The organism is Halocynthiibacter namhaensis, assembly GCF_000812685.1.
Classification (GTDB): domain Bacteria; phylum Pseudomonadota; class Alphaproteobacteria; order Rhodobacterales; family Rhodobacteraceae; genus Halocynthiibacter; species Halocynthiibacter namhaensis.
The window spans coordinates 1-25779 of record NZ_JWIF01000064.1; the positions used below are offsets into that span (position 1 = coordinate 1).

At 51.8% G+C, this 25779-nt stretch carries 20 protein-coding genes, 1 tRNA gene and 1 pseudogene; 9 read left to right on the forward strand and 13 right to left on the reverse strand.

Annotated elements, in window-relative coordinates; genetic code table 11:
* Positions 1-127: 127 nt before the first annotated feature.
* The 4 genes from RJ38_RS13810 to RJ38_RS13825 form a co-directional block, all read right to left on the reverse strand.
* Positions 128-439 carry a hypothetical protein gene (locus tag RJ38_RS13810; protein ID WP_039019481.1) on the reverse strand — a complete coding sequence of 104 codons (312 nt, stop codon included), beginning with the start codon at positions 437-439 and terminating at the stop codon, positions 128-130.
* Positions 440-794: 355 nt separating this feature from the next.
* Positions 795-1178, reverse strand: a complete 384-nt coding sequence (locus RJ38_RS13815) for a HesB/IscA family protein (RefSeq protein ID WP_039019482.1) — start codon at positions 1176-1178, stop codon at positions 795-797.
* An 11-nt stretch (positions 1179-1189) separates the two neighbouring features.
* On the reverse strand, positions 1190-1555 hold the full coding sequence (locus RJ38_RS13820) for an SUF system Fe-S cluster assembly protein (RefSeq protein ID WP_039019483.1): 366 nt from the start codon (positions 1553-1555) through the stop codon (positions 1190-1192).
* A 109-nt stretch (positions 1556-1664) separates the two neighbouring features.
* Positions 1665-2483: a helix-turn-helix domain-containing protein gene (locus tag RJ38_RS13825; RefSeq protein ID WP_039019484.1), complete on the reverse strand. Its 819-nt coding sequence runs from the start codon at positions 2481-2483 to the stop codon at positions 1665-1667.
* Between the two features lie 215 nt (positions 2484-2698).
* Here RJ38_RS13825 and RJ38_RS13830 point away from each other — a divergent pair, with 215 nt between their 5' ends.
* The 5 genes from RJ38_RS13830 to RJ38_RS13850 all read left to right on the forward strand — a co-directional run bounded on the left by RJ38_RS13830 (position 2699) and on the right by RJ38_RS13850 (position 7771).
* Positions 2699-2953 carry a hypothetical protein gene (locus RJ38_RS13830; RefSeq protein WP_039019485.1) on the forward strand — a complete coding sequence of 85 codons (255 nt, stop codon included), beginning with the start codon at positions 2699-2701 and terminating at the stop codon, positions 2951-2953.
* A 53-nt stretch (positions 2954-3006) separates the two neighbouring features.
* A complete protein-coding gene (gene tgt / locus RJ38_RS13835) occupies positions 3007-4134 on the forward strand; it encodes a tRNA guanosine(34) transglycosylase Tgt (RefSeq protein ID WP_039019486.1) in 1128 nt (375 codons plus the stop codon).
* Positions 4135-4505: 371 nt separating this feature from the next.
* A complete protein-coding gene (gene lon / locus RJ38_RS13840) occupies positions 4506-6917 on the forward strand; it encodes an endopeptidase La (protein WP_039019538.1) in 2412 nt (803 codons plus the stop codon).
* A gap of 157 nt (positions 6918-7074) precedes the next feature.
* A complete protein-coding gene (locus tag RJ38_RS18225) occupies positions 7075-7521 on the forward strand; it encodes an HU family DNA-binding protein (RefSeq protein WP_052245403.1) in 447 nt (148 codons plus the stop codon).
* 174 nt (positions 7522-7695) lie between these two features.
* Positions 7696-7771: transfer RNA gene (locus tag RJ38_RS13850), tRNA-Val, on the forward strand.
* 147 nt (positions 7772-7918) lie between these two features.
* Here RJ38_RS13850 and RJ38_RS13855 read toward each other — a convergent pair.
* A complete protein-coding gene (locus RJ38_RS13855; protein WP_156121876.1) occupies positions 7919-8725 on the reverse strand; it encodes a helix-turn-helix domain-containing protein in 807 nt (268 codons plus the stop codon).
* Between the two features lie 946 nt (positions 8726-9671).
* Between RJ38_RS13855 and RJ38_RS13870 the strand changes: the two genes are divergently transcribed.
* A complete protein-coding gene (locus tag RJ38_RS13870) occupies positions 9672-9983 on the forward strand; it encodes a hypothetical protein (protein ID WP_039019490.1) in 312 nt (103 codons plus the stop codon).
* A gap of 74 nt (positions 9984-10057) precedes the next feature.
* Here the strand turns inward: RJ38_RS13870 and RJ38_RS13875 are convergent, their stop codons facing one another.
* Positions 10058-11131: a BMP family ABC transporter substrate-binding protein gene (locus RJ38_RS13875; RefSeq protein WP_039019491.1), complete on the reverse strand. Its 1074-nt coding sequence runs from the start codon at positions 11129-11131 to the stop codon at positions 10058-10060.
* A 345-nt stretch (positions 11132-11476) separates the two neighbouring features.
* Between RJ38_RS13875 and RJ38_RS13880 the strand changes: the two genes are divergently transcribed.
* The gene (locus RJ38_RS13880) at positions 11477-12127 is read left to right on the forward strand and encodes an outer membrane protein (RefSeq protein WP_039019492.1); all 651 of its coding nucleotides are present in this window, start codon (positions 11477-11479) and stop codon (positions 12125-12127) included.
* Between the two features lie 175 nt (positions 12128-12302).
* Positions 12303-13082 carry a hypothetical protein gene (locus tag RJ38_RS13885; protein WP_039019493.1) on the forward strand — a complete coding sequence of 260 codons (780 nt, stop codon included), beginning with the start codon at positions 12303-12305 and terminating at the stop codon, positions 13080-13082.
* A 29-nt stretch (positions 13083-13111) separates the two neighbouring features.
* Here RJ38_RS13885 and RJ38_RS13890 read toward each other — a convergent pair whose 3' ends face one another.
* The 7 genes and pseudogenes from RJ38_RS13890 to xdhA form a co-directional block, all read right to left on the reverse strand.
* The gene (locus tag RJ38_RS13890) at positions 13112-13870 is read right to left on the reverse strand and encodes an ion transporter (protein ID WP_039019494.1); all 759 of its coding nucleotides are present in this window, start codon (positions 13868-13870) and stop codon (positions 13112-13114) included.
* Positions 13871-13885: 15 nt separating this feature from the next.
* Positions 13886-14818 (reverse strand): ABC transporter permease, encoded by a 933-nt coding sequence (locus tag RJ38_RS13895; protein ID WP_039019495.1) that lies wholly within the window; start codon positions 14816-14818, stop codon positions 13886-13888.
* Positions 14818-15897, reverse strand: a complete 1080-nt coding sequence (locus tag RJ38_RS13900; RefSeq protein ID WP_039019540.1) for an ABC transporter permease — start codon at positions 15895-15897, stop codon at positions 14818-14820. Before RJ38_RS13900 ends, RJ38_RS13895 begins: the two co-directional genes overlap by 1 nt.
* An 85-nt stretch (positions 15898-15982) precedes the next feature.
* Positions 15983-17518: an ABC transporter ATP-binding protein gene (locus RJ38_RS13905; RefSeq protein ID WP_039019496.1), complete on the reverse strand. Its 1536-nt coding sequence runs from the start codon at positions 17516-17518 to the stop codon at positions 15983-15985.
* Complete coding sequence (xdhC, locus tag RJ38_RS13910; protein WP_039019497.1) at positions 17515-18288, reverse strand: xanthine dehydrogenase accessory protein XdhC; 774 nt, start codon at positions 18286-18288, stop codon at positions 17515-17517. Before xdhC ends, RJ38_RS13905 begins: the two co-directional genes overlap by 4 nt.
* Positions 18285-20593 (reverse strand): annotated as a pseudogene (xdhB, locus tag RJ38_RS13915) (xanthine dehydrogenase molybdopterin binding subunit). Before xdhB ends, xdhC begins: the two are co-directional and overlap by 4 nt.
* A complete protein-coding gene (xdhA, locus tag RJ38_RS13920; RefSeq protein ID WP_039019498.1) occupies positions 20590-21993 on the reverse strand; it encodes a xanthine dehydrogenase small subunit in 1404 nt (467 codons plus the stop codon). The pseudogene xdhB and the gene xdhA overlap by 4 nt, the downstream one beginning before the upstream one ends.
* Positions 21994-22228: 235 nt before the next feature.
* Here xdhA and dnaE point away from each other — a divergent pair, with 235 nt between their 5' ends.
* On the forward strand, positions 22229-25747 hold the full coding sequence (gene dnaE / locus RJ38_RS13925) for a DNA polymerase III subunit alpha (RefSeq protein ID WP_039019499.1): 3519 nt from the start codon (positions 22229-22231) through the stop codon (positions 25745-25747).
* Positions 25748-25779: the final 32 nt, after the last annotated feature.

The following is a 25779-nucleotide window of genomic DNA, read 5'->3' on the forward strand; positions in this document are numbered from 1 at the left end:
AAAACTAGAAAACTAGAAAGCTAGAAAACTAGAAAACTAGAAAACTAGAAAACTAGAAAACCTGCTTGAACCCAAAAAGCCCCGAATAGTGATCTCCGAGGCTTTTCAATTTCAAAATTGGGTCAACTTATTTGTCTGATGCGTCTTCTGATGCCAATTGGCTTGCGAACCAAGCTGTGGCAACCGGGTTCACGCCGCCTTTGGAAGATGCAGTTACGCCAGCAACTGGGTTTGATTGGGGTTCGATGCCGGTGCCTGCCTCTGCTGCGAGATCTGCAAAGATTTCAACAGCTTCTGCAGTGATTGGTGAGTGGTTGTCCAAAACAACGGCTTCAATGCCAGTGTTGTCTTGTGCGAAATGCGCTTCAACGTCTTTGGCACCAGCAAAAGCAGGAGCAGCAACAGTCAGGGCGAGGATGGATGCGATTACAGTTTTCATTTTCATATTCCTTACGGGTCTGGGTTCGTTTGTTTCGGTGGAAGTCTTGTTGCTTCCGATGAGATTGATTTGGGGGCGACCATCGTCACGTTCAATACACAGAAGCGTGAGGATTGCATTTTATATGTTCATATATGCACATACAGGTGTGAGCGGATAGAATCGCGGAAACCACAAGCGCGGACTGCGCATGCTAGCCTGTGGATTGCTCAACTCTGAAAAGGCTTTTTGCCGAGCTGCATAGCGGCCACCCTTGAGCGACAGTTACGTCTGAGATTTCAGCCGTCTTTTTAATTTAGGAAAGGGGCGACCAAAGAAAACCCACCATCGGGCGGTTATGGATGCCAGGGGGATCTTAGTTGGGCAGTTTCAAACCATCTTCGGGTTTGTCCATACCTTCAAAACGGATGCTTTCGCCACAACCACAGGCATCTGATACATTGGGGTTGTTGAACTTGAAGCCGCTTTCAAGCAGGCCAACTTCATAGTCTACCTCTGTGCCAATCAGAAACATCTGGGCCATGGGCGCGATCATGACGCAGGCGCCATCTTGTTCGACGACTTCGTCATGTGTGTCGGCGGCATCGACATATTCCATCGTGTATTCCATGCCAGCACAGCCACCTTTACGCACGCCAATGCGCAGGCCAGCGTGGCCTTTGGTTCCCATGAGCTTCGCAATCTGCTTGATCGCAGCGGGGGTCATTGTAACGGCTTGTTTGCCTGGAATACCGAACATCGTTTGATTCCTTACATAAAGCCCAGTTCAAGCCGCGCTTCGTCAGACATCATTTCCATGCCCCACGGTGGTTCCCAAACCAATTCAACACTGACGGTTTTGATGCCGGGCAGGGGTTCAATTGCCTCGGCAATCCATCCGGGCATTTCACCGGCGACAGGGCAACCGGGTGCCGTCAATGACATGATGACATCAACATCATTTTCGTCACTGATTTCAATCGTATAGATGAGGCCAAGATCATAGATGTTGACGGGGATTTCCGGATCAAACACAGAACGACAAGCTTCAACCACGGTGTCATACATCTCGTGGCTTGTTGACGATGGTTTGATCAGCGGAGCGCCTTCCATGGGCGTGGATGTATCTGCGGTCATAGCGGGTTCTTTCATTACCTGACTGAAGATATAAGGATTATGATGCCTAAGGTCCATAGCCTGCTGTGGGCAAAAGCACGCAGCAGGCTATGAGGATCGCATTTTAGCATTAATCTAGGGCAACATGCCCTGCTTCGGTCAGCATTGCGCCGATATCGGCGGGCAATTCTTCCTTTGTGTAATACCGACTGTTGTGGGCTGCCGTGACGATGGATCGTGGCTGTACGGGCAGGCGCTGCAATAGGCAGGGGGTCGTGCGCCTTCGGTTTGGCATTTCTGCGCGTGGTAAGGTGAGGTGGCCCGCGACGAACTGCGTGCTAATCCCATGATCCTTGGTGAGGTTCACCATAGCCATCGTTGCCACAGAAGAACTGGGGAAAAGAAGCATTACAAGGCCATGGTTTTGGCGCAATGCGACCCCACGATATTCACGATCTTTTGGCAATGTCGTGTGGGACATCAAATAGGTGGATTTCACATCGTACATCTTAATGGTGCGAATGCCGCGTTGGCTCTTGATGTGCAAAGGGCTGCAAACATAGCGATCAAGCTGTGCCATGGATGGTCGCCAGAATAAATGCATCCCATCAGAAATTTCCTCCAAACTTGGGGCGGCGGATTTTTCACCAGGAAGCCAATGTGCGGCTTGTTCCCAATAACGGTTGATTTCAGATGCGGTGTTGTTCAACGCTGGCTGCGGCAAATCGTGGACGTCATCTGGGTTTAGGGGGTGCGTCAATATGCGCGCGTCCACATTAAAAAACTTACAAATCCGATCAAGGATGGCCGGCTTTGGGTAAGCTTCTGAGTTGAGATAGCGGTTATATTGCGCGCGGTTGATGTCTAGCAGTCTGGCGACCTCGGAGATATTACCAACTTGGTCTGTTAGGCGTCTTAGATTGGCGGCGAAAACATGTGCGATATTCATGGATACAGTTCTTGAGGAAGTATTACAATTTTGACGATGGTAAATGTAATTATTCGATTTTGTAAATCAATTTTTTGTATTACTTTATGCCATTGTAATTAAGTGATTATTCACACGGCTGTCTCAATTCTGAGGCGAAATGACTGAACTGCGTTATTGTGCGAATTCTATCTAACCTCTATTTTTAAGGGGTAGAGAGTGCGAATGGGTAAATTATGTCTAACTCGGATCAAAGGGTCAGATTCCTGCGACCTGGGGACTGGGACGCCATTCAGGCGGAAAGCAAGCGCTTAAAGCGATTGGCGTCTCAGTTGCAGGAATTGGTGTATGACTGGTCTGATGATGCGGCCGAGAAACTGCTTCCTAGCGCGATTACACTTGTTTTGGAGTTGGAAGAGGTCGCGCGGAGGATTGACCGAAATACATTAGAATTCGCGAATATAGAAACATCGCCCGGAGGTCAGGCATAGATCTGATAATTTTCCTCTTGGCATTTTCTGAAAACTGATACATTTCGGTCTGTATGACCAAATTCAGCTATTCTTTGAACGCCACCGACGGAAAAGCCCGGACCGGTGTGATATCAACCCCACGCGGTGAGATTCGTACGCCAGCATTTATGCCGGTGGGAACTGCCGCAACTGTGAAGGCGATGCTGCCCGAAAGCGTCGCATCCACTGGGGCTGATATCTTGCTCGGCAATACTTATCATTTGATGCTGCGCCCCACGGCGGAACGCATCGATCGGCTTGGTGGCTTGCATAAGTTCATGAACTGGCAAAAACCAATCCTGACCGATAGTGGCGGTTTTCAGGTGATGAGTCTTGCCGGGCTTCGTAAGTTGACTGAGGAAGGCGTGACTTTTTCCAGTCATATTGACGGATCAAAGCATAAAATTACGCCCGAACGTTCCATGGAGATCCAGCGCCTGCTTGGGTCAGACATTGTCATGTGTTTCGATGAATGTCCGGCCTTGCCTGCGGATAAAAAGCGGATCGCCGAAAGCATGCGCATGTCTATGCGGTGGGCGCAGCGTTCGCGTGATGCATTTGGTGATCGCCCTGGACATGCGTTGTTCGGCATTATGCAAGGTGGTCTGGAAGAAGATCTGCGCGGTGAAAGTGCGCAGGCCCTGCGTGATATCGAATTTGATGGTTATGCGGTTGGCGGTTTGGCTGTGGGCGAGGGCCAGGAAAAGATGTTCGACTGTCTGGATTACGCGCCTGACATGTTGCCGACAGACAAGCCCCGTTACCTGATGGGCGTGGGCAAACCCGACGATATCGTTGGTGCTGTTGCACGTGGCATTGACATGATGGATTGCGTTTTGCCGTCTAGGTCCGGGCGCACGGGGCAATTGTTCACGCGCCAAGGTGTTGTGAATATCAAAAACGCCCGCCATGCGGATGACCCGCGGCCCTTGGATGAGGCGTGCACATGCCCTGCCTGTTCCAATTATTCACGCGCCTATTTGCACCATGTTTTCCGCAGCCAAGAGATGATCTCGGGCATGCTTTTGACCTGGCATAACCTGCAATATTATCAAGACCTGATGCAGGGCATGCGTGACGCGATTTCGCAAGGGCGCTTTGCTGAATTTGAGCGCAATTTCCACGCAAACCGCGCACAGGGCGATATCGAACCTTTGTAAAGTACAATTGTCGTTCAGGCGAACACTCGTAATAGGCGCGGGTCAAGTGATCGGTGTCTATTGCAGTTGTATTAAGGGGGCCGTGGCTTAGGGCGATAACCCGCCGCCCTAGGTGTAATTTCACCGAAGAACAGCTATATTTAACTGAATGTTCTGAAATCTACAGTAACTCTGCGCCGGGCGAACTGAAAAGCTTAGTTAAACCTGTCGTGCCCTCTTGCAGAGAGGGTCTCGGCGGTGCATGATAACGGCCAACTTATGGGATCCAGGTTGAAAGTGGGGGGACACATCCCCATCTTAGGTCTCCGGAACAGAAAAGACGCATGGCTGCCATTTTGGGGCCTATGTCTTTTGCTAAGCAAGGATTGAGAATGCAAGAGCAACTAAACCAGACCTATCCCGTACTTCCCCTACGCGATATCGTTGTTTTCCCCCATATGATCGTGCCGCTGTTTGTTGGCCGCGAACGTTCTATTCGTGCGTTGGAAGAGGTCATGCAAGACGACAAGCAAATCATGCTGTCTTGCCAGATGGATCCTTCCGTGGATGAACCAACTGCCGATGGTATCTACCGGATTGGCGTGTTGGCCAATGTATTGCAATTGCTGAAACTGCCAGACGGCACGGTGAAAGTGTTGGTCGAAGGCAAAGCGCGCGTGAAAATCAGCGAATTCGTCGAGAACGATGACTTTTTTGAGGTCCGCGCCGAAGCCCTGGAAGAAGTGCCGGGTGACCTTGCTGTTGCAGAGGCCCTGTTGCGGTCTGTGGATCAAGAATTTGAACGTTATGCGCGGATCAAAAAGAACATCCCGGAAGAAGCGCTAACAGCTGTGTCCGAGACCCGCGAACCTGCTGAATTGTCTGATCTTGTTGCTGGGCACTTGGGCATCGATGTCGACAAAAAGCAAGAGATCCTAGAGACCTTGGATGTTGCCGAACGTCTTGAGAAAATCTATGGGCTGATGCAGGGTGAATTGTCTGTTCTCAAAGTTGAGAAAAAGATCAAAACCCGCGTTAAAACCCAGATGGAACGCACCCAGCGTGAATATTACCTGAATGAGCAAATGAAAGCCATTCAGAAGGAACTTGGGGATGGTGACGAAGGCCAGAACGAGATCCAAGAACTGGAAGCCAAGATCGCCGACATCAAATTGTCTAAAGAAGCGCGTGAAAAGGTTGATGCGGAAATTAAGAAGCTGAAGTCCATGTCGCCTATGTCGGCTGAGGCAACGGTTGTTCGCAATTACCTTGATTGGATTTCCTCCATTCCATGGGGCGTCAAATCCCGCGTGAAAAAGGACCTTGGCAATGCGCAAAAGGTTCTAGATTCTGATCACTATGGTCTGGAAAAGGTTAAGGAACGCATTGTTGAATACCTCGCGGTGCAGCAGCGCTCCAAAAAACTGAAAGGCCCGATCCTATGTCTTGTTGGCCCTCCTGGTGTTGGTAAAACGTCGCTTGGCAAATCGGTCGCAAAGGCAACGGGGCGTGAATTTATCCGCATTTCTCTTGGGGGGGTACGTGATGAATCTGAAATCCGTGGCCACCGTCGGACGTATATTGGTTCCATGCCTGGCAAGATCATTCAGGCCTTGAAAAAAGCCAAGACGACCAATCCGTTGATCTTGCTGGATGAAATCGACAAAATGGGCCAAGATTTCCGAGGGGATCCCGCATCTGCGATGTTGGAAGTCCTTGATCCGGAACAGAACTCAACGTTTGTGGATCACTATATGGAAGTCGAATACGACCTTTCGAATGTGATGTTCCTGACGACTGCGAACAGCTATAACATGCCGGGCCCCCTGTTGGACCGCATGGAAATTATCACGCTCGCTGGCTATACTGAGGATGAGAAATCTGAGATCGCCAAACAGCATTTGGTCGATAAGCAGGTTTCAAACCACGGGTTGCGCAAAGGCGAATTTAGCGTAACGGATGGGGCGTTGGAAGGTATAATTCGCTATTACACACGCGAAGCCGGTGTGCGGAACCTGGAACGTGAGATCGCTAAATTAGCACGTAAAGCCGTGACCAAGATCGTAAAGAAAGAAGAAAAATCTGTTACGGTTGACGCGGATAATCTTGATGATTTCTTAGGCGTGAAAAAATTCCGCTATGGTCTTGCGGAAACAGACAACCAGGTTGGCGTTGTGACCGGGCTTGCCTGGACCTCTGTGGGTGGTGATTTACTATCGATTGAAGCGCTGAAATTACCGGGCAAGGGCCGTATGAAAACCACGGGGACACTTGGCGACGTGATGAAAGAATCCATCGATGCTGCCAGCTCATTCGTGCGTTCGATTAGCCCTGAAATCGGCGTGAAGCCACCGCAGTTCGAAAAGATCGACATCCACGTGCACGTGCCGGAAGGGGCGACGCCAAAGGATGGTCCATCTGCGGGTGTTGGCATGGTGACGTCCATTGTATCCGTCCTGACAGGGATCGCTGTGAACCGTGATGTTGCCATGACCGGCGAAGTCACATTGCGCGGTAATGTCTTGGCTATTGGCGGTTTGAAAGAAAAGCTATTGGCGGCGCTGCGGGGCGGTATCAAAACCGTTCTGATCCCCCAAGAAAATGAAAAAGACCTGACAGAGATCCCGGACAACGTGAAAGAGGGCCTGACAATCATTCCTGTCAGTCACGTGTCTGAAGTGTTGAAACACGCCTTGGTTGCAACCCCTGAACCTGTGGAATGGGATGAGGTTGCCGAAGAGGCGGCAGCAGCTCAGGCCGCTTTGGCGGCTCAAAAACAAACTGGTGCCGCAGCACAACACTGATATTGAAGTGTAAGTTACGGAAAAGGCGCGGGATTTCCTGCGCCTTTTTGTTTTTGTCCGATTTCGGCCACTCCTCGTGGATTTCGACTTATTTCACTGGTTTGTCCCATCGCTTCGGGGCTATCCTGCGCACGTAGCAATTGGAGTTATTTTGAAAATGCGTTCACCTGCAAAAAAGACGACCAAAAACACCTCTGTGAAGGCAGATGTTGCGGCGCATAAGCCAGCAGCACCGAAGGCTGAGCATCTGGAAGCAACTGCCGCGACCGCGAATGTCGTCGCGACCGAGTCTCCCGCTGTGGCAGCGGTCAAAGTTATCACGCCAGAAGAAGACACCAGATATCGTAAGAAAGACCTGTTGGATAAGGTTTCTAAAAAGACTGGCATGCGCAAGAATGAGATTCGCCCAATCATGGACGCGATCTTGGCCGAAATGGGCGAGGCACTGTGTGACGACGCAGAGATGGTGTTACAACCGTTTGGCAAACTGATGGTGAAGCGGTCCAAAGATCTGAGCAACGCGACTGTCTATACCTGTCGGATTCGCCGTCTCAATGGGCAACCTAACGTAACATTGGCTGAATCTTCCAACGACGCAGAGTGATTGATGTAGGAAAGATCGGGGGCGTGCAGGGCGCTTCCCGGTCTTTGCTGTGGCATAGTACCTTTTTATTTCGGCCAAGTGAAAAAAATCACATTTTGACTGAAAAATGGTAAAAAAGACCATTTCAGCCCTTGCACCCTTACAGTCCCTAGGCTAAATCAGCGCTTACGGAACGGGTCGTTAGCTCAGTTGGTAGAGCGCTTCGTTTACACCGAAGATGTCGGGAGTTCGAGCCTCTCACGACCCACCATATATTCAATTGTTTATATGATGTTTTCTGTTCCGTTTCTTTTCAAATACAAAATATCCCCAAATACCCAACAATCTATTCGGTATGAGACGTTTCTTTAGACACGCGTCTTTCGCGCGCAAAGTATTTGGGTGGGGAGGTCAAAGGCTAGATGCTGATTTGACCGGCAATAGTATCTGCATCCCGTTCGAGGATGCTTAGGTGATACTCTGGGACTTCGGACTTATCGATCATCCCTTGTGTCCTTGCGATGTGAAGCACGCTTTCGTTCCGTTTTATTTTTTCTATGACCAAACGCGAACATTTCGGGCCGGTTGATCCAGGTAGACCCACGGTCATATGCAGCCCGGGTTTTGTCATCGTATCAAAGCCGTTTGACAGCTTGAAGACATGAAAGGTCACGCAAGGAATAATGTTGCCGTTATCTGCCATCACCAAAAACCCATTCTGCTTGATGAAAACCCCTTCAAAATAATGCGTGACCCCGGTGGAACGATTGGTGTTTCCTGATATCACCCGCGTCTTGTACTTATAGACGCCATTGTCGTTGGTGATGGCCACTAAAGTTCTTATGTATTGGTCTGGAACCGAAAAAGACCGTTTGTGCTGCACGTAATATCCAGGCGATAAATCACGTTCGGTGATCTCTTCAAGGCCGGAACAATCCAAAAGTTGTGAAAACTGTTCGACATCGGCCCTTTTGTGTGGGGTTGTGTTGCGCGCGACAGGGTGTTCGGAAAATAAAACGCCTTGGTCGACTTCAAAGTAAGCCGCAATTTTCGCGAGCAAGGCCTGTCTCGGGATAGATGACCCGTTTTGATAGCGGGCGAATTGCTGGCGATTGATGCCAAGGTCGCGACAGATCTCAGAAACAGAGCTTTTCGTTTCGCATAATTCGCTTAAACGATCTGCAAAAACCATATTTCCTGATCTTGCGGGCTGTGGGGCGGACATCAGGCGGGTCTCCGGATCATATTTATACCAACTACATACAAATCGAGCTATTCCAACATGCGCAGGCAGTCATGCGTTACGCCGGATATATCACAATGTTTCGCGCTTAACGCGAAATACGAAATCATATTTCGCATTTTAAGATTATATCCTTCGCATTTCGCTGTGCAATAGAAATATTTGATTTTCAAAAGAGCGAAATTAATAAGATCGACAAAAATACTTTTCACTATTTGCGTCATTTGTGAAAATAAATATGCATTTTCATATACCTTAGCGCGAAAGTAGGCAGTCAAATTTGAGAATTCCAATAGGCGGCGGCGATTGTTAATCTAAGTTGTTCACGTTGCAAATTTAATGTTCTCAAACCCGGAGGTTAAAAATGTCCCTGTCTGAAATAACCATCACTCCCCCCTTTTTTCTTGACTGGCGGACAGCTTTTCGCAATCGGATAAGGCGCATTTGGCGCAACACAGGCGGTGCCAGCAGGGGCCAATGCCCTCAGTTTCAGGACGAAGATCCCAGCGAGGCATCTTTGTTTGAATGCATGTCATTGGCGGGTGTCCCGGTCGCAGAGGGTCGGCAAGTTGCTGCTGTGTTGAGACGCCATCGCAATCAGAAGTCGGACGAAAGGAGGCAGGCGGAAATAGATGATTGGCGTGAACTTCTATATCTAAACTAAACTCGAATACCCCATTTGTGTGAAAAGCCTCGCTATATATGCGGGGCTTTTTGCCGTTTGATGTGTTTGAAGCTGGGAAAATCTGGCGTGTGATTTCCGTCGCTTCATCCGCTCACAGCTATGCGTGCATATATGAACATATAAAATACAATCCTCACGCTTCTGTGTATTGAACGTTACCATGGCCACCCCCAAATCAATCTCATCGGAAGCAACAAGACTTCCACCGAAACAAACGAACCCAGACCCGTAAGGAATATGAAAATGAAAACTGTAATCGCATCCATCCTCGCCCTGACTGTTGCTGCTCCTGCTTTTGCTGGCGCCAAAGACGTCGAAGCACATTTCGCACAAGACAACACTGGCATTGAAGCCGTTGTTTTGGACAGCCACACACCAATCACTGCAGAAGCTGTTGAAATCTTTGCAGATCTCGCAGCAGAGGCAGGCACCGGCATCGAAACCAAATCAAACCCAGTTGTTGGTGTGACGGCATCTTCCAAAGGTGGCGTGAACCCGGTTGCCGCAGCTTGGTTCGCAAGCCAATTGGCCTCAGAAGACGCATCAGACAAATAAGAATACCCACGACGAAACGAGAAAAGGCCCAGAGGAAGCTCTGGGCCTTTTTGTTAATGTAGATGTTTCGAAGCTTAGTTCGGAATGTCGCCTTGAACGCCTTCAACATAAAAATCCATGCCAGCAAGGGTGCCGTCGTCGGCGGTTTCACCTTCAGCCAACCAAACAGATCCGTCTTGTTTGTTGATTGGGCCGGTAAATGCGTGGTATTCGCCAGAAGAAATCGCATCGGAAATAGCCTGTGCTTCTGCTTGAACGTCAGCAGGAACGCGGTCAGAGAATTCGCCGATTTCTACCATGCCTTCGTTGATGCCATCCCAGGTGCTTGTGCTTTCCCAAGTGTCGTCCATCGCAGCTTGAACGCGCGCGATATAGTATGGCGCCCAGTTGTCGATGATGGATGAAAGACGCGCGGTTGGGCCGAATTGCTTCATGTCAGACGCTTGACCAAATGCCATGATGCCGCGTTCTTCTGCGATGGTCATTGCTGCTGGTGAATCTGTATGCTGCATGATCACGTCAACGCCTTGTTCGATCAAAGCGGTGGCTGCGTCTGCTTCTTTCGCAGGATCAAACCATGTGTAGACCCAAACAATTTTGAACTCGACGTCTGGGTTCACTTTTTGCGCGTGGATGTAAGCAGAGTTGATGCCACGGATCACTTCGGGGATTGGGAAAGAGGCGATGTAACCCACTTTGTTGGTTTCCGTCATGCGACCTGCGATGGTGCCCAAAACGGCGCGGCCCTCATAGAAGCGCGCGGAATATGTGGATACGTTTGGCGCGTTTTTATAACCCGTTGCGTGCTCAAAGCGCACATCAGGGAATTTCGCAGCAACGTTGATGGTTGGGTCCATGTAACCGAAAGACGTCGTGAAGATCACGTCACTGCCGGACAAGGCCATTTGTGTCAAAACGCGTTCAGCGTCCGCACCTTCTGGCACGGATTCAACGAAGGTGGTTTCAACCTTATCGCCGAAATGTTCAACAACCGCTTGGCGGCCTTGGTCGTGCTCATAGGACCAGCCGAAATCGCCCACTGGGCCAACATAGACAAAGCTAACTTTCAGTGGATCGTCAGCAAAAGCCGCGCCGCCAAGGCCTAGGGCAAGCGTCGCGCCAGCCAAGATGGATTTTACAGAATTCATGTCTCTCTCCCGTGTTGATTACGATGCGAATTAAAATCGCATTATTCGTTCTTCATAATGGTAGGGTGCACGGACGCGCAGCCACCATATGTCACCTGAGCAACATACTATGCAGGGCATGGGGTGACAGCAAGAACTTATCCCTCGGTCAGCTTGGTGGGCAAAGTGCTGGTAAAAGGTTTAATGACCGCAAACTATAGCCGCTTATACCTCCATATTTCGTATGCGACGGTCCCAGGTGGGTAAAGCAACTATGCAACAATCTTTATTTCAAAAGATCTTCGGTTCTACTTTGAAAATAACCTGTGTTACTGGATCGTTTTTAATGGGTGAATGGAGTGTGAGATGCGCCATTGGGCTTTCTCGTTTTTGATGTTGTGTGCGACGAATTTGCAGGCACAAGTTCTGTCAGATAAATATTATGGTGGTTTTGCGGGCCTTTCCTATTCCGCGAATGTCGGGAGTTTGACAAAGACTTCTCTGGCGACCGTCGACGTCGAATATGATCTCGGTGCCGGATATATTCTGGGTGCTGTGGTCGGGGGGCGTCTAACCGATAACCTTCGCCTTGAACTAGAAGTGTCACATACAGCAGTGCGTGGTGATGGCGGTGATTTCACTGCCGTAAGCGCATTTGGCAGCACCGCAGGAACATTCAGCGGTACAAATAGCATCGATTACACCCATCTTATGGGCAATCTCTGGTATGATTTTGCTCAAGGTGGTGGTCGTAATCTGTATGTCGGCGGCGGCATCGGTGCTGCGTATTTGAATGTTAACCTGTCGGGAAATACCTCTGTTTCTGAAAACTATTGGCGCCCTGCAGGCCAAATCGGGTTTGGTGGAATACTCAAAATTGATGAAACCCAAAGCCTTGATATTGGCTACCGTATGAAACCCCTACCATCTGGTTCAGTTGGTCTTGCCGGTTCAACTGCGGAAATCGGTTCATACATCAACCATAGCATGGTTATTGGGTATCAGCGTAAATTCTGATCCATGAGGCCCAGCCCTGTTTGATCCCCGTGCCATATGACAGCAAGAAATTATCCCAAGCGGAGAAAACTTCGGTTGGGACTTGAGGGATGGGACCTCATGATATTTTTTGCTTGCACCAACGGGCGTCAGGGGTTTATCGGCTTCGAGATGATTTCACTATAACGAGCAAACAATGACACAATTTCCCCCACTGGGCGTGACAAATCTTGTCGGCGCATCTTTTTCAGCTTTTAGCAAACATTACCTCTCGCTGCTTTTGGCAGCCTTTATTCCTATTCTTGTGGTGCAATTGATCGCGAATGCGATGATGCCCATGATCTTTGAGGATTTTCTCGCAAATCCTGCTGATCCAACAGCTATGTTTGGCACCCGTTATTTTCTCTTTCTGGCGGGAACGACAATTTTCAGCATTCTGCATTTGGGTTTTTTGATGATCGTCGCTGGACAGATCCTTCAGGGTAACGCCTCAAATATTGGGGAAGCCGTAATAACTGTTTTGAAACGGGGTTTCATCTTAGTGGCTCTCACCGTTGTTATGTATGTTTGTGCTTCACTTGGCCTTATTTTGTTGATCATTCCCGGTATTGTTCTCATGGCAGCATGGAGCCTTGCAATGCCTGTAGTGATATTTGAAGGCAAAGGCTTTGAAGCGTTGGGATACTCGGCACAATTGACGAAGGAATATCGCTGGCCAATCATTGGTGGGATGGTGTTGTTGATTGTCGCAATGGCGGTGGTTTCACTGGTGATTCAATACGGGCTGGGCATCGGTATTGCGGCTGCGAACCAATTGGATGCTCTTTTGGGACAACCAATCTGGATCGTTGCAATAAATGCCGTCATTGGCGCGGCTTTCATGGCGATTATGTCCCTGTTCACCGTGTTGCTATACACCCGCCTGAAAGACATCAAAGAAGGCGGTGCCGTTGGCGCAGAAGACGTGTTTTCTTGATCTGAATGCAGAAGGGTAGGGCGCTGGCTTTACCCTCCTGTGTCATCCTGATTTGGCTGTGGTTTCTCTTCATCGCGCAGAGGGCGCACATTGGTTTGGGTTTCCAAAAGGGCTGTTGTGATGATCGCGGATGGCACCGCCACAACGCCGAGGCCGATGAATAAAACGATGGCTGTAAAAAAGCGGCCGCCACTGGTGATGGGCACCATATCGCCGTAACCCACAGTGGTGAAGGATGCGATCGCCCACCAGAAACTTTCCGGGATAGATGTGAAAACATCGGGCTGTGCGTCATGTTCAAACAGGTAAATCCCAACGGAACTGATATACAACATGACACCTGATAGAATGCCGAAAACGTAAAGTTCTCCGCGTACCAAATGCAACGCATCGCGCAGGCGGAATAGGATTAGGGACGAATGAAACGGTTTCAACATCCGCATCAAACGCATCAAACGCAGGGTACGCACGGCTTGCCATTGTGGGTTCAGCATTGCCAACGCCGGGGCGCAAGACAGCAAATCAATGATACCCCAAAAGCTGAACATATAGCGCAGCGGTTTGGGCGAGCAGGCTAACTTCAACAGATATTCCGTCACGAAGACGACGAGGATCACGACCTCAAACCACCACAGCGCTTTTTCGACCCCAAGAGGCATGCCGGGTACGGTTTCCAACGCAATCGCCACAGCGGACAGGCCGATCATGACGTTCATCGCGGTGGTAACGCTGTGCCCCACCACTGGGTGGTCTCCGTCAAGGATCTGAATAATCTCGCTGCGTGTCATGGGCGAAATGCCCCCTTAATGTGTCGCGTGAAAAACCTTGCCCAGTGAGGCAGGCGCATTCATCGCGGCTTTGTTCTTATCGGCCGACATAATCACCAACACCACAATCGTGATGACATAAGGCGACATGGACAGATATTCGACGGGAACATCAAGGCCAGCGGCTTGAAGGTAAAGCTGTAAAAACGTCACGCCACCAAACAGCCAAGCGCCAAGCAGAACACGCCAAGGTTTCCAACTGGCAAACACCACAATCGCCAAAGCGATCCAACCTGCGCCTGCGGTCATGCCTTCGGTCCATTGTGGCACACGCACCAGCGACAGATATGCGCCGCCAAGTCCGGCACAAGCGCCGCCAAACATGATCGCCATCAGGCGAATGCGCACGACTTTGTAACCAAGTGCATGGGCGGCATCGTGGTTTTCACCAACGGCGCGCAGGATCAAGCCAACACGTGTATATTTCAGCGTGGCCCAGACCCCGGCGACAATCGCGATTGCCAGATACACCATGAAATCATGGCTGAACAACATAGGCCCGACGATGGGTAAATCAGACAGAATAGGTAGGTCCAATTTCGGCGTCGAAGGTGGTTTGATGCCCGCATAGCGTTGACCAAGAAGGGCGGACAGACCCAACCCGAACAAGGTTAATGCAAGCCCGGTCGCGACTTGGTTTGACAGCAAGTATTGCGTGAGCAGCCCAAACAGCAAAGCCATCAAAGCTCCGCCAATCGCTGCCGCGCACATGCCCAGAAAGGGGCTGTCGAAATTCACGGTGATCATAAAGCCGCAGATCGCGCCAAAGATCATCATGCCTTCGACGCCCAGGTTCAAAACGCCTGACTTCTCGACAACCAACTCACCGATTGCTGCGAACATAATCGGGGTTGCAGCGATCATCATGGTGGTGATCAGAACCACCGGGTCAAATGAGGAAAGATCCATCACGCGGCCTCCTTGCCAAATTTGATTTTGAAGTTGGTCAGCACATCCATTGCGAGCAGGAAGAACAGCAACATGCCCTGAAACGCTTGGATCGCCGCTGCCGGTATCGACATTTGTAACTGTGCCAATTCCCCACCGATATAGGTCAGCGCCATCAGCAAGCCCGCCAGTAAGATGCCCACCGGGTGCAATCGGCCCAGAAACGCCACGATGATTGCGGTAAACCCGTAGCCCACGTTGAATTTATCAGTGATCTGGCCAGCGGGGCCCGTGACCTCAAACAAGCCAGCGAGGCCTGCCAATGCGCCGGATAAACCCATGCAGATGACGATCAAAAGGTTCGGGCGTACGGATGCAAACCGCGCCGCGCGTGGGCTTTCGCCGGTCAGACGGATCTGAAACCCCAGGATGTGGCGTGATAGCAATATGTAAGCCGCGATCACGGCGATGATGGCGGCCATTACGCCCCAATGTGCGCCGGTGCCTGCGATGAGTTCCGGGTTCGATGTGGCGGGGTAATGCGCGAGGTTGCGGGATCCAGGAAAGCCGTGTCCTTCAGGGTTTTTCAGCAAACCATTCGCCATGGATTTTAGAATTTCCTGCGCGATATAGACCAGCATCAAGGATGTCAGGATCTCGTTTGTGTTGAATTTCGTCTTGAGTATCGCCGGGATCATGGCCCAAAGCGTGCCGCCGATCGCGCCTGCGATCACCATTAAGGGGAAGATGATCCATAGCTCTGCTGGGTAGAACGCCAAACCCGTGGCAGCGCCAAAAATCGCACCCATGATGTATTGGCCTTCAGCGCCGATGTTCCAGATGCCTGCGCGAAAGCCCAAAGATAGGCCAATTGCGATCAACACCAATGGCCCGGCCTTCACCAGCAATTGCGGGCGGGAATAGCTGGCGAAATCGCCAAACAGCGGGTCCCAAAAGATAATGCGGATCGCTTCCAGTGGGTCTTTGCCAAGGGCCGCAAACATTATGCCGCCCGCGATCATCGTTAGGACGACTGCCAGCAAAGGGGCTGCGATTGACCAAAGTTTTGAAGGTTGGGGGCGTGGCTCGAGCCTAAACACTACAGATAAAAGCCAGATTCCTGGTGAAAGAAAGAACAAGGCCAGCGGGTTGCGATCATCTTTTGGGTTCGGGTTAATGTAGTTTTTAATGGACATGTGCCACCTCCATGCTGTGGGCGCCGCCCATCATTAAGCCGATTTCATCCACTGTTAGACCGTGCGCTGGGCGCGCGTCTGACAGGGTGCCTTCATTCAGTGCCGCAAATCGGTCGGAAATTTCCATTAATTCATCCAAATCCTGGCTGATCACAATAATCGCCGCCCCTTTGGCAGCCAAATCCAACAGGCTTTGCCGGATCGCCGCCGCCGCCGAGGCATCAACGCCCCATGTTGGTTGGTTCACAACCAAAACGTCGGGGTCTTGCAACACCTCGCGGCCAACCACGAATTTTTGCAAATTGCCGCCAGACAGTGACCGCGCTGCGTTGGCGGATCCTGGGGTGCGCACGTCAAAGTCTTTGATGATCTCGCGTGCAAATTCGCGTGTTGCGGTCCAGTCTACAAAACCAGATTTCGTCAGGCCTTTGCGTACGGCCCCGGTCAAAAGCGCGTTTTCAACAAGGCTCATGTCGGGGGCGGCGGCGTGACCAAGGCGTTCCTCGGGGGCTGCCAAAATGGCCAGTTTGCGCCGCTCATTTGGTGACAGGGCGCCAACTGGCGTGCCATTGACGGTCACAGCGCCATGGCTGGTCTTCACCTCGCCCGATATGGCGGCCAAAAGTTCGTCTTGGCCATTGCCCGCAACCCCGCCAATCCCCAAAATTTCGCCTGCGCGCACTTCAAGCGTCACATTTTTCAAACTTGTGCCAAAAGGGCTGGGGCTGGGCATGGACAGATCGGACACGCCCAAAACCACATCGCCCAGGTCTTTGTTGGCGCGTTCCGGCACATGTAGAACCTCGCCCACCATCATTTCCGCCAGTTCACGCGCGGATTTTTCACGCGGGGTGCAACTGCCGACAACCTTGCCAAGGCGCAGAACTGTCGCCTCGTCACAGAGGCTGCGGATTTCTTCAAGTTTGTGGGAAATATACAAAATCGCGGTGCCTTCAGATGACAATTTCCGCAGGGTTTGGAACAGAGTTTGCACTTCCTGCGGCGTCAAAACCGAGGTGGGTTCATCCATGATCAACAGTTTCGGATCTTGCAGAAGACAGCGAATGATCTCAACCCGTTGGCGTTCGCCGGCAGATAGGTTTCCGACCACCGCATGTGGATCGAGGGGCAGACCGTATTCTTCGCTTACCTCGGTGATCCGTGCGGCAAGGTCGCCCATCTTCGGTGGCTTTTCCATGCCAAGCGCAATATTTTCTGCGACATTGAGCGCGTCAAACAATGAGAAATGCTGAAACACCATCGCGATGCCATCCGCCCGCGCCGCCCGTGGTTCCGCCGGTTCAAAGCGTTCCCCGCGTAGGGTCATTGTGCCGCTGTCAGGTTTCACCAGGCCATAGATCATCTTCACAAGTGTCGATTTACCCGCGCCATTTTCACCCAGCAAAGCGTGCACTTCGCCTTCGTGGATTTTGAAGCCGACGTTATCATTGGCGACCACGCCCGGATAGGCTTTGGTCAGACCGTCCAGATGCAACAGCACCGGTGTTTCGCCCGTGTCAGTCATGATGCGATCTCTCCCGTGGTTTCCGTAATGCGATCTAATGCCGCTTTGTTTTCATATGTCAGCAACTCAGCCGCGACGCCAACAGCTATTTCTGTCGGGTGTTTCCCCAATGTGGGGTTTCCAATCGGGCAGGTGATCTGTTTGACGATATTTTCAGCATGGCCAAATGCCTTGAGGCGTTTTTGGAAACGCACCCATTTTGTGGCAGATCCGATTAAGCCACAGCTTGAAAACCCGTGGGATAAAAGCGCGTGGCACAATTCCAAGTCTAATTTATGATCGTGGGTCACGATGATATGGCGCGCCTGTTGGGGCGCGTGGGGCACAAGGCGCACAGGGTCAATGCCCAGCAAGGGCGTGACATTATGCGGCAAATCTTTGGGCAGACGTGCAGCGTCGAAATCCACGAGGGTGAGATCAAATTGCGGTAAAGGTGCCATGACGTTGGAAATGGCCCGTCCCACATGCCCCGCACCCCAAATCCACAGAGGTGTGCCTTGAATGTCTAAGGTCTGTGCGTTTGTCTCAAAATTCAAAACCACCGTGCCGCCGCAACATTGCCCAAGATTGGGTCCCAGTGGCATGGTGCGCTGTGCTTTTTCCTGCCCGTCGATCAACATCTGACGGGCGATTTTGGCAGCCTCCCATTCCAATGCACCACCACCAATCGTGCCCTCTTGCCCCTCTGCAAAGACGCGCATTTGCGCATCGGTGTTACGCGGCGTTGATCCATGCACTTGCGCCACCGAAACTGTGATCCACGCCTTCATGCGCGGGCCTTTTTAACGGCTTTTAGGACAGATTCTGCCGTGGCGGGCGCTTGAAGATCAGCATAAGTTTCGCCGCATGATGATACCGCATCCGACAAAGCCATAAAGGCCGATATCCCGTGATTGAACGGCGGCTCACCCACGGCTTTGGACCTGTAAACCGTTTCAACCGGGTTCTGATTTTCATAGAGCGCAACATTGAAAATATCGGGCCGATCGGAACAAGCGGGGATCTTATAGGTGCTGGGTGCATGGGTGCGCAAACGCCCGCTGTCATCCCAAACCAACTCCTCTGTGGTTAACCATCCCGCGCCTTGCACATAAGCCCCTTCGACCTGGCCAATGTCCAAAGCAGGGTTCAAGCTGTTGCCCGCATCATGCAAAATATCTGTGCGCAAGATACGGTTTTCGCCGGTCAATGTATCAATCACCACCTCGGTCACGGATGCGCCATAAGCAAAGTAATAAAACGGCCGACCTTGGCCTTTGATGCGATCCCAGGAAATATCCGGTGTTTTGTAGAACCCAGTCGATGACAGTGAAATACGGTTTTCATAGGCAAGTTGCGCTGCCTTGGCGAAACTCATGACCTCACCCGCGACATGCACATTGCCACCTTCAAAATTAATCTTTTCCGCGTCGGTCTGGTGATATTCAGCTAGGAATCGACCATGCGCGTGCGGATCGTGTCACAGGCCGCTTGCACGGCCATGCCGTTTAAATCCGCGCCACTTGAGGCCGCAGTGGCCGAGGTATTCGGTACTTTGGCTGTATCCGTCGCGGTAATTTTCACCATATGCAAAGGCACGCCAAAGCGACTGGCGGCGACTTGTGCGACCTTTTGGAACAGGCCTTGGCCCATTTCTGTGCCGCCATGATTCAGATGAATTGACCCATCCTGATAGACATGCACAAGCGCGCCCGCTTGGTTCAGATGGGTCAGGGTGAAGCTGATACCAAATTTGACAGGCGTCAGGGCGAGGCCCTTTTTGAGAATGTCATTCTCGGCGTTCCATTGATCAACCGCAGCTCTGCGCGCTTCGTAATCTGCGTTTACCGCAAGCGCGCCGACCAGATCGTTGATCACACAATCTATGATTTCCTGCCCGTAAGGCGTGGTCTGTTTCGTCTTGCCGGAAATACTCCCGCCGGAGGCATCCGTCATATCCGCATAGAAATTCGCTTTGCGGATCTCAAGCGCATCCTTCCCGAGATCTCGTGCGATGTGATCCATCAGGCGTTCCATGCCCAACATGCCTTGCGGGCCGCCAAAACCGCGATAGGCCGTGGCGCTTTGGGTGTTGGTTTTAAGGCGGTGACTTTCAATCTTCACATGGTCAAGATTATAGGCGCTGTCGGAATGCAACATGGCACGATCCGCGACAGGTAGCGACAAATCCATCGCCCATCCACAACGGGCATATTGCAGAAATTCAACGCCGAGAATACGCCCGGCATCGTCCACACCCGCGCGGTACTCGATGCGGAAATCATGGCGCTTACCGGTGATCATCATATCGTCGTCACGATCGTAACGCATCTTGCAAGGCTGCCCGGTTTGGCGGGCAGCAATTGCACAAGATACGGCTAAAGCATTGCCTTGGCTTTCTTTTCCGCCAAAGCCGCCACCCATACGTCGAATTTCCACACGCACCGCATGCATGGGCTTGCCGATGGCATGGGCAACCTTGTGCTGGATCTCGGTCGGGTGTTGCGTTGATGACGACACATACATATCCCCATCTTCGCCAGGAATGGCCAAAGCGGCCTGACCCTCAAGGTAAAAATGTTCCTGCCCGCCCATTTCAAAGCGACCTTCGATCACGCGCGGCGCAGTTTCGATTGCGGCCGCGGCATCGCCTTTGGTCCAAATGCGCGGCCCATCTTCAAAGCGGCTGTTGGCTTCCATCGCTTGATCAATGGTCAGGATCGCGGGGTTTTCCGTGATGTCAACTTGCCCAAGGCGTGCAGCCTTACGGGCATTTAGGTGACTGTCTGCCACGACCAAAAAGATCGGCTGCCCAAGATAATGCACAGTGCCCGTCGCCAATAATGGTTCATCATGTGCAGAGGGCGAAACATCATTTTCAAACGGCAGATCATCGGCAGTCAGGACCGCAACCACACCGGCAGCGTTCTTCACCTTTTCAAGGTTCATCGCTGTGATCACGCCATGGGCGACATCCGATGTGCCAAAGGCCAGATGCAGCGTGTTTGCAGGCAAAGGCATGTCATCGACATAACGCGCTTGCCCCGTCACATGCAGTTTCGCGGCGTCATGGGGAAGGGATTTTGCAACGCTCATGGGGTCACCTCCAGCACGGAAACGGTTTGTCCCATGGCGTCTCGCATATAACGCCTTAACATGTTCTGAGCGGCCTCTAGACGATAGTCAGCACTGGCGCGCATGTCGGTCATGGGGGTGTAATCTTTGCTGAATTCGGCGCAGGCCGCTTCAATTGTCTCGGCCGTCCAAGGCTTTCCACGTAGCGCATTTTCCACATGTGTGGCGCGTTGTGGTGTCCCCGCCATCCCGCCAAACGCGATGCGAACGTCGGTCATGGTCTTGCCGTCGCCATAGATATAGATCGCCCCAAGAACGGCTGAAATATCCTGGTCAAAACGTTTCGACAGTTTGTAAACTCTCAGGCAATCCGGCTGTTTGGGGATGGTGATGGCTTCAACAAATTCTCCTGGCGCACGATCCTGTTTGCCGTAGGTGATGAAGAAATCTTCTAGGGCAATGTCGCGTCGCGCATCGCCTTTGCGCAGATGCAGTCGCGCATTCAAAGCGATCAACGCAGGGGGGCTGTCACCAATGGGGGACCCGTTGGCGATATTGCCACCGATCGTCGCGGCATTGCGCACTTGTGTGGATGAAAACCGCCGCAGCATTTCCCCGAATGACGGGAAATGTTCATTCATGACAGGGCGCAGATTTTCAATCGTGACACCTGCGCCAATGCGAATTTCATTGTCAGCGATGTCGATGCTTTGCAAATCCTTGATACCATTTAGAAAGGCGACGTTGGGCAGGTCTCGCAATTGTTTTGTCACCCAAAGGCCCACATCAGTTGCGCCTGCGATCAATGTCGCGTCTGGATTGGCGGCATACCAAGCGGCAAACTCATCGCTGGTGTGCGGGCGAAAATGCGTGGTCGCGCCAGGGGGCTGGCTGCCCCCTGGATCCCCCGCTAGTATTTCAGGCAAGATGAAAGGTTTTTTGATGTGGGCCGGTACAGGCTGATCTTCGGCGGCTTTTGCGGCGCGGATGATGGGGGCGTAGCCGGTACAACGACAGAGGTTCCCCGCAAGTTGATCATCATAATCGGTGGCACCGTTTTTATGCGCCGTCGCCATCGACATGACAAAACCGGGCGTGCAGAAGCCACATTGGCTGCCGTGATATTCAATCATCGCATCTTGAACAGGATGCAGCGTGCCATTCGGGGCGGCAAGCCCTTCTACGGTGGTGATGGATTTCCCAGCCAATTGCGGCAGCAACAGAATGCAGGAATTCAGCGCGCGGGTGCCGTCTGGGTCTTCGATCATTACCGTGCAGGCACCGCAATCGCCTTCGTTACAGCCCTCTTTTGTGCCGCTTAACCCACGCCTGTTGCGCAGAAAGTCCAAAAGGGTTTCCGTTGGGTTCACTTTGGTTAGCGAGATGGCTTCCCCATTGAGGAGAAATTCAACCTGGCTCATATGTCAGTCCGTGTCGCGTTCTTTTCGGAAAACCGCAGGCGTTATATGCCTTGTCCTGATTTTCGATGCGCGGGCCCGATGCGACGTAAAGCCTCGCGCGCTTCCCTGTTGCAACAGCAAAGCCTGAAAATCACGTTCTGGCAAGGGTGCAGTTGAAATCACTGCCTGAAAGATCATTCGTGAAATGACGAAAATCACGGGTGCAGGCACGCAAATCTGACGTTATGGTGGTCCAATGACTGATCAACCTCGATTCATCCATTTGCGCGTCCATTCGGAATATTCCCTGCTTGAGGGGGCGGTTCCGGTGAAAAAACTGTCTGGCCTTTGTGCCGGGATGGATATGCCCGCCGTCGCCCTGACCGACACCAATAACATGTTCGCATCGCTTGAGTTTTCGGTTACCGCGCAAAAGGCTGGTATTCAGCCGATCATCGGCTGTCAGGTTGATCTGCGCTATGATCCCCCCGCCCAAGGCGAAAAAATCCGCATGCCTTCGCCGGTGGTTTTGCTTGCACAGACCGAGGCTGGTTATGAAAACTTGATGAAGCTTTCGTCCTGTTTGTATGTGGATGCAGATGGTGAATTACCTCAGATTTCTGTTGAACAGATGGAACAGCACGCCGGTGGGTTGATCTGTTTGACAGGGGGGCCGGAAGGTGCGTTGGGCAAGTTAATTTCCCAAGGGCAGACACCTAAAGCAGACGCGCTTTTGGCGCGGATGATGACGGCTTTTGGCGATCGTTTGTATATGGAATTGCAACGCCATCCCGGAGAAGGTGGCCAGCTGACCGAAGCGGAACGCGCAACCGAACGTGGCTTTGTCGAGATGGCTTATGCGCATGATATTCCACTGGTTGCGACCAATGATGTCTACTTTCCCAAAACTGATATGTATGAAGCCCATGACGCGCTGATTTGTATCTCAGAGGGGGCCTATGTTGACCAACAAGAGGGCCGCCGTCGTCTGACGCCGCAGCATTACTTCAAAACCCCGGCCGAAATGATCACGCTTTTTGCAGACCTGCCGGAAGCGATTGAGAACACAGTTGAAATCGCACAACGCTGCGCCTTTGGTACCTATCTGCGCGACCCGATCTTGCCGAAATTTGCCGATGATGAGGTCGCCGAATTGCGCCGCATCGCCAATGAAGGTTTGCAGTCGCGCCTGGCCGTGATCCCCCATGCGGTGACCCCGGAAAAATACCAAGAACGTCTGGATTTTGAACTCGATATCATCGAGGGCATGGGCTTTCCCGGTTACTTCTTAATCGTGGCTGATTTCATCCAATGGGCCAAGGATAATAACATTCCGGTGGGTCCTGGGCGGGGGTCTGGTGCGGGGTCTCTGGTGGCCTATGCGCTGACCGTGACCGACCTTGATCCGCTGCGATATTCCCTGCTGTTTGAACGTTTTCTTAATCCCGAACGCGTCTCAATGCCCGACTTTGATATCGATTTTTGCATGGATCGCCGCGAAGAGGTGATCAAATATGTGCAGCAGAAATATGGTCGCGATAAAGTAGGCCAGATCATCACCTTTGGTGCGCTTTTGTCCAAGGCTGCCGTGCGCGATATTGGTCGTGTTTTGCAGATGCCCTATGGCCAGGTGGATCGCCTAAGTAAGATGATTCCGGTTGAGGGTGTAAAGCCCATGTCCATCGCGCAATCCCTGATCGAAGAACCCCGCCTGCGCGAAGAAGCCCGCAATGAGGAAGTCGTTGATCGCCTGTTGAATTACGGTCAGCAAGTCGAAGGTCTGCTGCGCAATGCCTCGACACACGCGGCGGGTGTTGTGATCGGGGATCGTCCGCTGGATGCGCTTGTGCCGCTTTATCAGGATCCGCGCTCGGATATGCCTGCGACCCAGTTCAACATGAAATGGGTGGAACAAGCCGGCCTTGTGAAATTCGACTTTTTGGGTCTGAAAACCCTGACCGTTATTCAGAATGCCGTTGATCAAATCAAAGGCGAAGGGCGCGATATTCACATCGCCGCGGATGGCACGCAATTGTATGAGCCGCCCGAAGGTGCGACCAACGAAATCAACGCCATTCCGCTGGATGATAAGGCATCATATGAACTGTATGCAGCGGCGAAAACTGTTGCCGTGTTCCAGGTGGAATCCACCGGCATGATGGATGCGCTTAAGCGCATGAAGCCGACCTGTATTGAGGATATTGTTGCGCTTGTGGCGCTGTATCGCCCAGGTCCGATGGAAAACATTCCGACCTATTGTGAGGTGAAGAATGGGCAGAAGGAACTGGAATCTGTCCACCCGCTGATTGATCATATCCTTGAAGAAACACAGGGAATTATCGTTTACCAAGAACAGGTTATGCAGATTGCTCAGGTTATGGCTGGGTATTCTCTTGGCGGGGCGGATCTGTTGCGCCGTGCGATGGGTAAAAAGATCAAAGAGGCGATGGATGCGGAGCGTCCGAAGTTTGAAAAGGGGGCCGCTGAAAACGGTGTGCCTGCGAAAAAAGCAAGTGAGGTTTTCGACCTTCTTGAGAAATTCGCGAACTACGGCTTCAACAAATCCCACGCGGCGGCTTATGCAGTCGTGTCTTATCAAACCGCTTGGCTGAAGGCGAACCATCCGGTTGAATTCATGTCCGGTGTGATGAATTGCGATATCCATCTTACTGATAAACTTGCGATTTTTGCCAATGAAGTGCGCAAGCCTAAGGATCGAGACGGCCTTGGTCTTGAGATCATTCCGCCCTGTGTGAACCGATCTCTGGCGACGTTTTCTGTGTCGGCAGGGCGTCTTGTCTATGGTCTTGGTGCGCTGAAAAATGTCGGTGTCGATGCCATGGGGCTTGTGGTGTCTGGCCGTCATGTGGACGGCGTGAACAAACCTTTTGCAACGCTTTATGATATGGCGCGGCGCGTTGATTTGAAGCGTGTTGGTAAGCGTCCGATGGAAATGCTGGCCCGTGCGGGCGCGTTTGATCAGCTTGATCGCAACCGTCGTCGGGTATTTGACAGCCTTGATGCATTGGTCGCGTATTCCGCCGCGATCCACGAACAACGTGCCTCAAATCAGGTGTCTTTGTTTGGTGAAGCGGGTGATGATTTGCCCGAACCGCGCCTATCGCAAGCCAATGATTGGGTTGCGGCGGAACGTCTGACGGAAGAATTCAAGGCGATAGGTTTTTATCTGTCTGGGCACCCGCTTGACGACTATATGCCGGCGTTGAAACGCAAAAAAGTCATGACCTTGGCGGAACTTGAAAAAGAATGCCAAGGCGGGGCGAAAATCGCGAAAATCGCCGGTTCGGTATCTGGTTGCCAGGAACGTAAATCAGCGCGGGGCAATCGCTTTGCTTTTGCACAACTGTCTGACCCTACAGGCGGATATGAGGTCACGATTTTCTCTGACACTTTGGAGAAATGCCGCGATCATATGTTTACCGGAAACAATGTGGTCGTCACGGTCGAGGCCACGGTTGAAGCCGATCAACTTAAGCTGCTGGCCCGGTCCATTGTACCTGCGGATGGGGTTGTCGCGGATGCGGGCAATATGGGCTTGTTGATCTATGTTGAAGAACCCCAAGCGATTCCCGCCGTTGCATCCGTGTTGGAACAATCCGATGCGCGCGGCCGTGGTCCGGTGAAATTCTGCCTGATGGCGCCTGACCTTCCAGGCGAGGTCGACATCGAACTTGATAGAACTTTTGCCCTTAATCCTAAGATAAAAAGCGCGATCAAAAGTCTTGATGGTGTGATGGCCGTCGAAGAAATATAGGCACCTCCCCGCTGACATGACCTGCGGAAATC

What these genes read in the sequence shown, in the direction of transcription:
- RJ38_RS13890 (WP_039019494.1), bottom strand. Translation starts at nt 13,870, where the DNA reads ATGACACGCAGCGAGATTATTCAGATCCTTGACGGAGACCACCCAGTG.
- RJ38_RS13895 (WP_039019495.1), bottom strand. Translation starts at nt 14,818, where the DNA reads ATGGATCTTTCCTCATTTGACCCGGTGGTTCTGATCACCACCATGATG.
- RJ38_RS13825 (WP_039019484.1), bottom strand. Translation starts at nt 2,483, where the DNA reads ATGAATATCGCACATGTTTTCGCCGCCAATCTAAGACGCCTAACAGAC.
- RJ38_RS13830 (WP_039019485.1), top strand. Translation starts at nt 2,699, where the DNA reads ATGTCTAACTCGGATCAAAGGGTCAGATTCCTGCGACCTGGGGACTGG.
- RJ38_RS13905 (WP_039019496.1), bottom strand. Translation starts at nt 17,518, where the DNA reads ATGACTGACACGGGCGAAACACCGGTGCTGTTGCATCTGGACGGTCTG.
- RJ38_RS13855 (WP_156121876.1), bottom strand. Translation starts at nt 8,725, where the DNA reads ATGTCCGCCCCACAGCCCGCAAGATCAGGAAATATGGTTTTTGCAGAT.
- tgt (WP_039019486.1), top strand. Translation starts at nt 3,007, where the DNA reads ATGACCAAATTCAGCTATTCTTTGAACGCCACCGACGGAAAAGCCCGG.
- RJ38_RS13815 (WP_039019482.1), bottom strand. Translation starts at nt 1,178, where the DNA reads ATGTTCGGTATTCCAGGCAAACAAGCCGTTACAATGACCCCCGCTGCG.
- RJ38_RS13810 (WP_039019481.1), bottom strand. Translation starts at nt 439, where the DNA reads ATGAAAACTGTAATCGCATCCATCCTCGCCCTGACTGTTGCTGCTCCT.
- RJ38_RS13870 (WP_039019490.1), top strand. Translation starts at nt 9,672, where the DNA reads ATGAAAACTGTAATCGCATCCATCCTCGCCCTGACTGTTGCTGCTCCT.
- RJ38_RS13885 (WP_039019493.1), top strand. Translation starts at nt 12,303, where the DNA reads ATGACACAATTTCCCCCACTGGGCGTGACAAATCTTGTCGGCGCATCT.
- xdhC (WP_039019497.1), bottom strand. Translation starts at nt 18,288, where the DNA reads ATGAAGGCGTGGATCACAGTTTCGGTGGCGCAAGTGCATGGATCAACG.
- RJ38_RS13880 (WP_039019492.1), top strand. Translation starts at nt 11,477, where the DNA reads ATGCGCCATTGGGCTTTCTCGTTTTTGATGTTGTGTGCGACGAATTTG.
- dnaE (WP_039019499.1), top strand. Translation starts at nt 22,229, where the DNA reads ATGACTGATCAACCTCGATTCATCCATTTGCGCGTCCATTCGGAATAT.
- lon (WP_039019538.1), top strand. Translation starts at nt 4,506, where the DNA reads ATGCAAGAGCAACTAAACCAGACCTATCCCGTACTTCCCCTACGCGAT.
- RJ38_RS13820 (WP_039019483.1), bottom strand. Translation starts at nt 1,555, where the DNA reads ATGACCGCAGATACATCCACGCCCATGGAAGGCGCTCCGCTGATCAAA.
- RJ38_RS18225 (WP_052245403.1), top strand. Translation starts at nt 7,075, where the DNA reads ATGCGTTCACCTGCAAAAAAGACGACCAAAAACACCTCTGTGAAGGCA.
- RJ38_RS13875 (WP_039019491.1), bottom strand. Translation starts at nt 11,131, where the DNA reads ATGAATTCTGTAAAATCCATCTTGGCTGGCGCGACGCTTGCCCTAGGC.
- xdhA (WP_039019498.1), bottom strand. Translation starts at nt 21,993, where the DNA reads ATGAGCCAGGTTGAATTTCTCCTCAATGGGGAAGCCATCTCGCTAACC.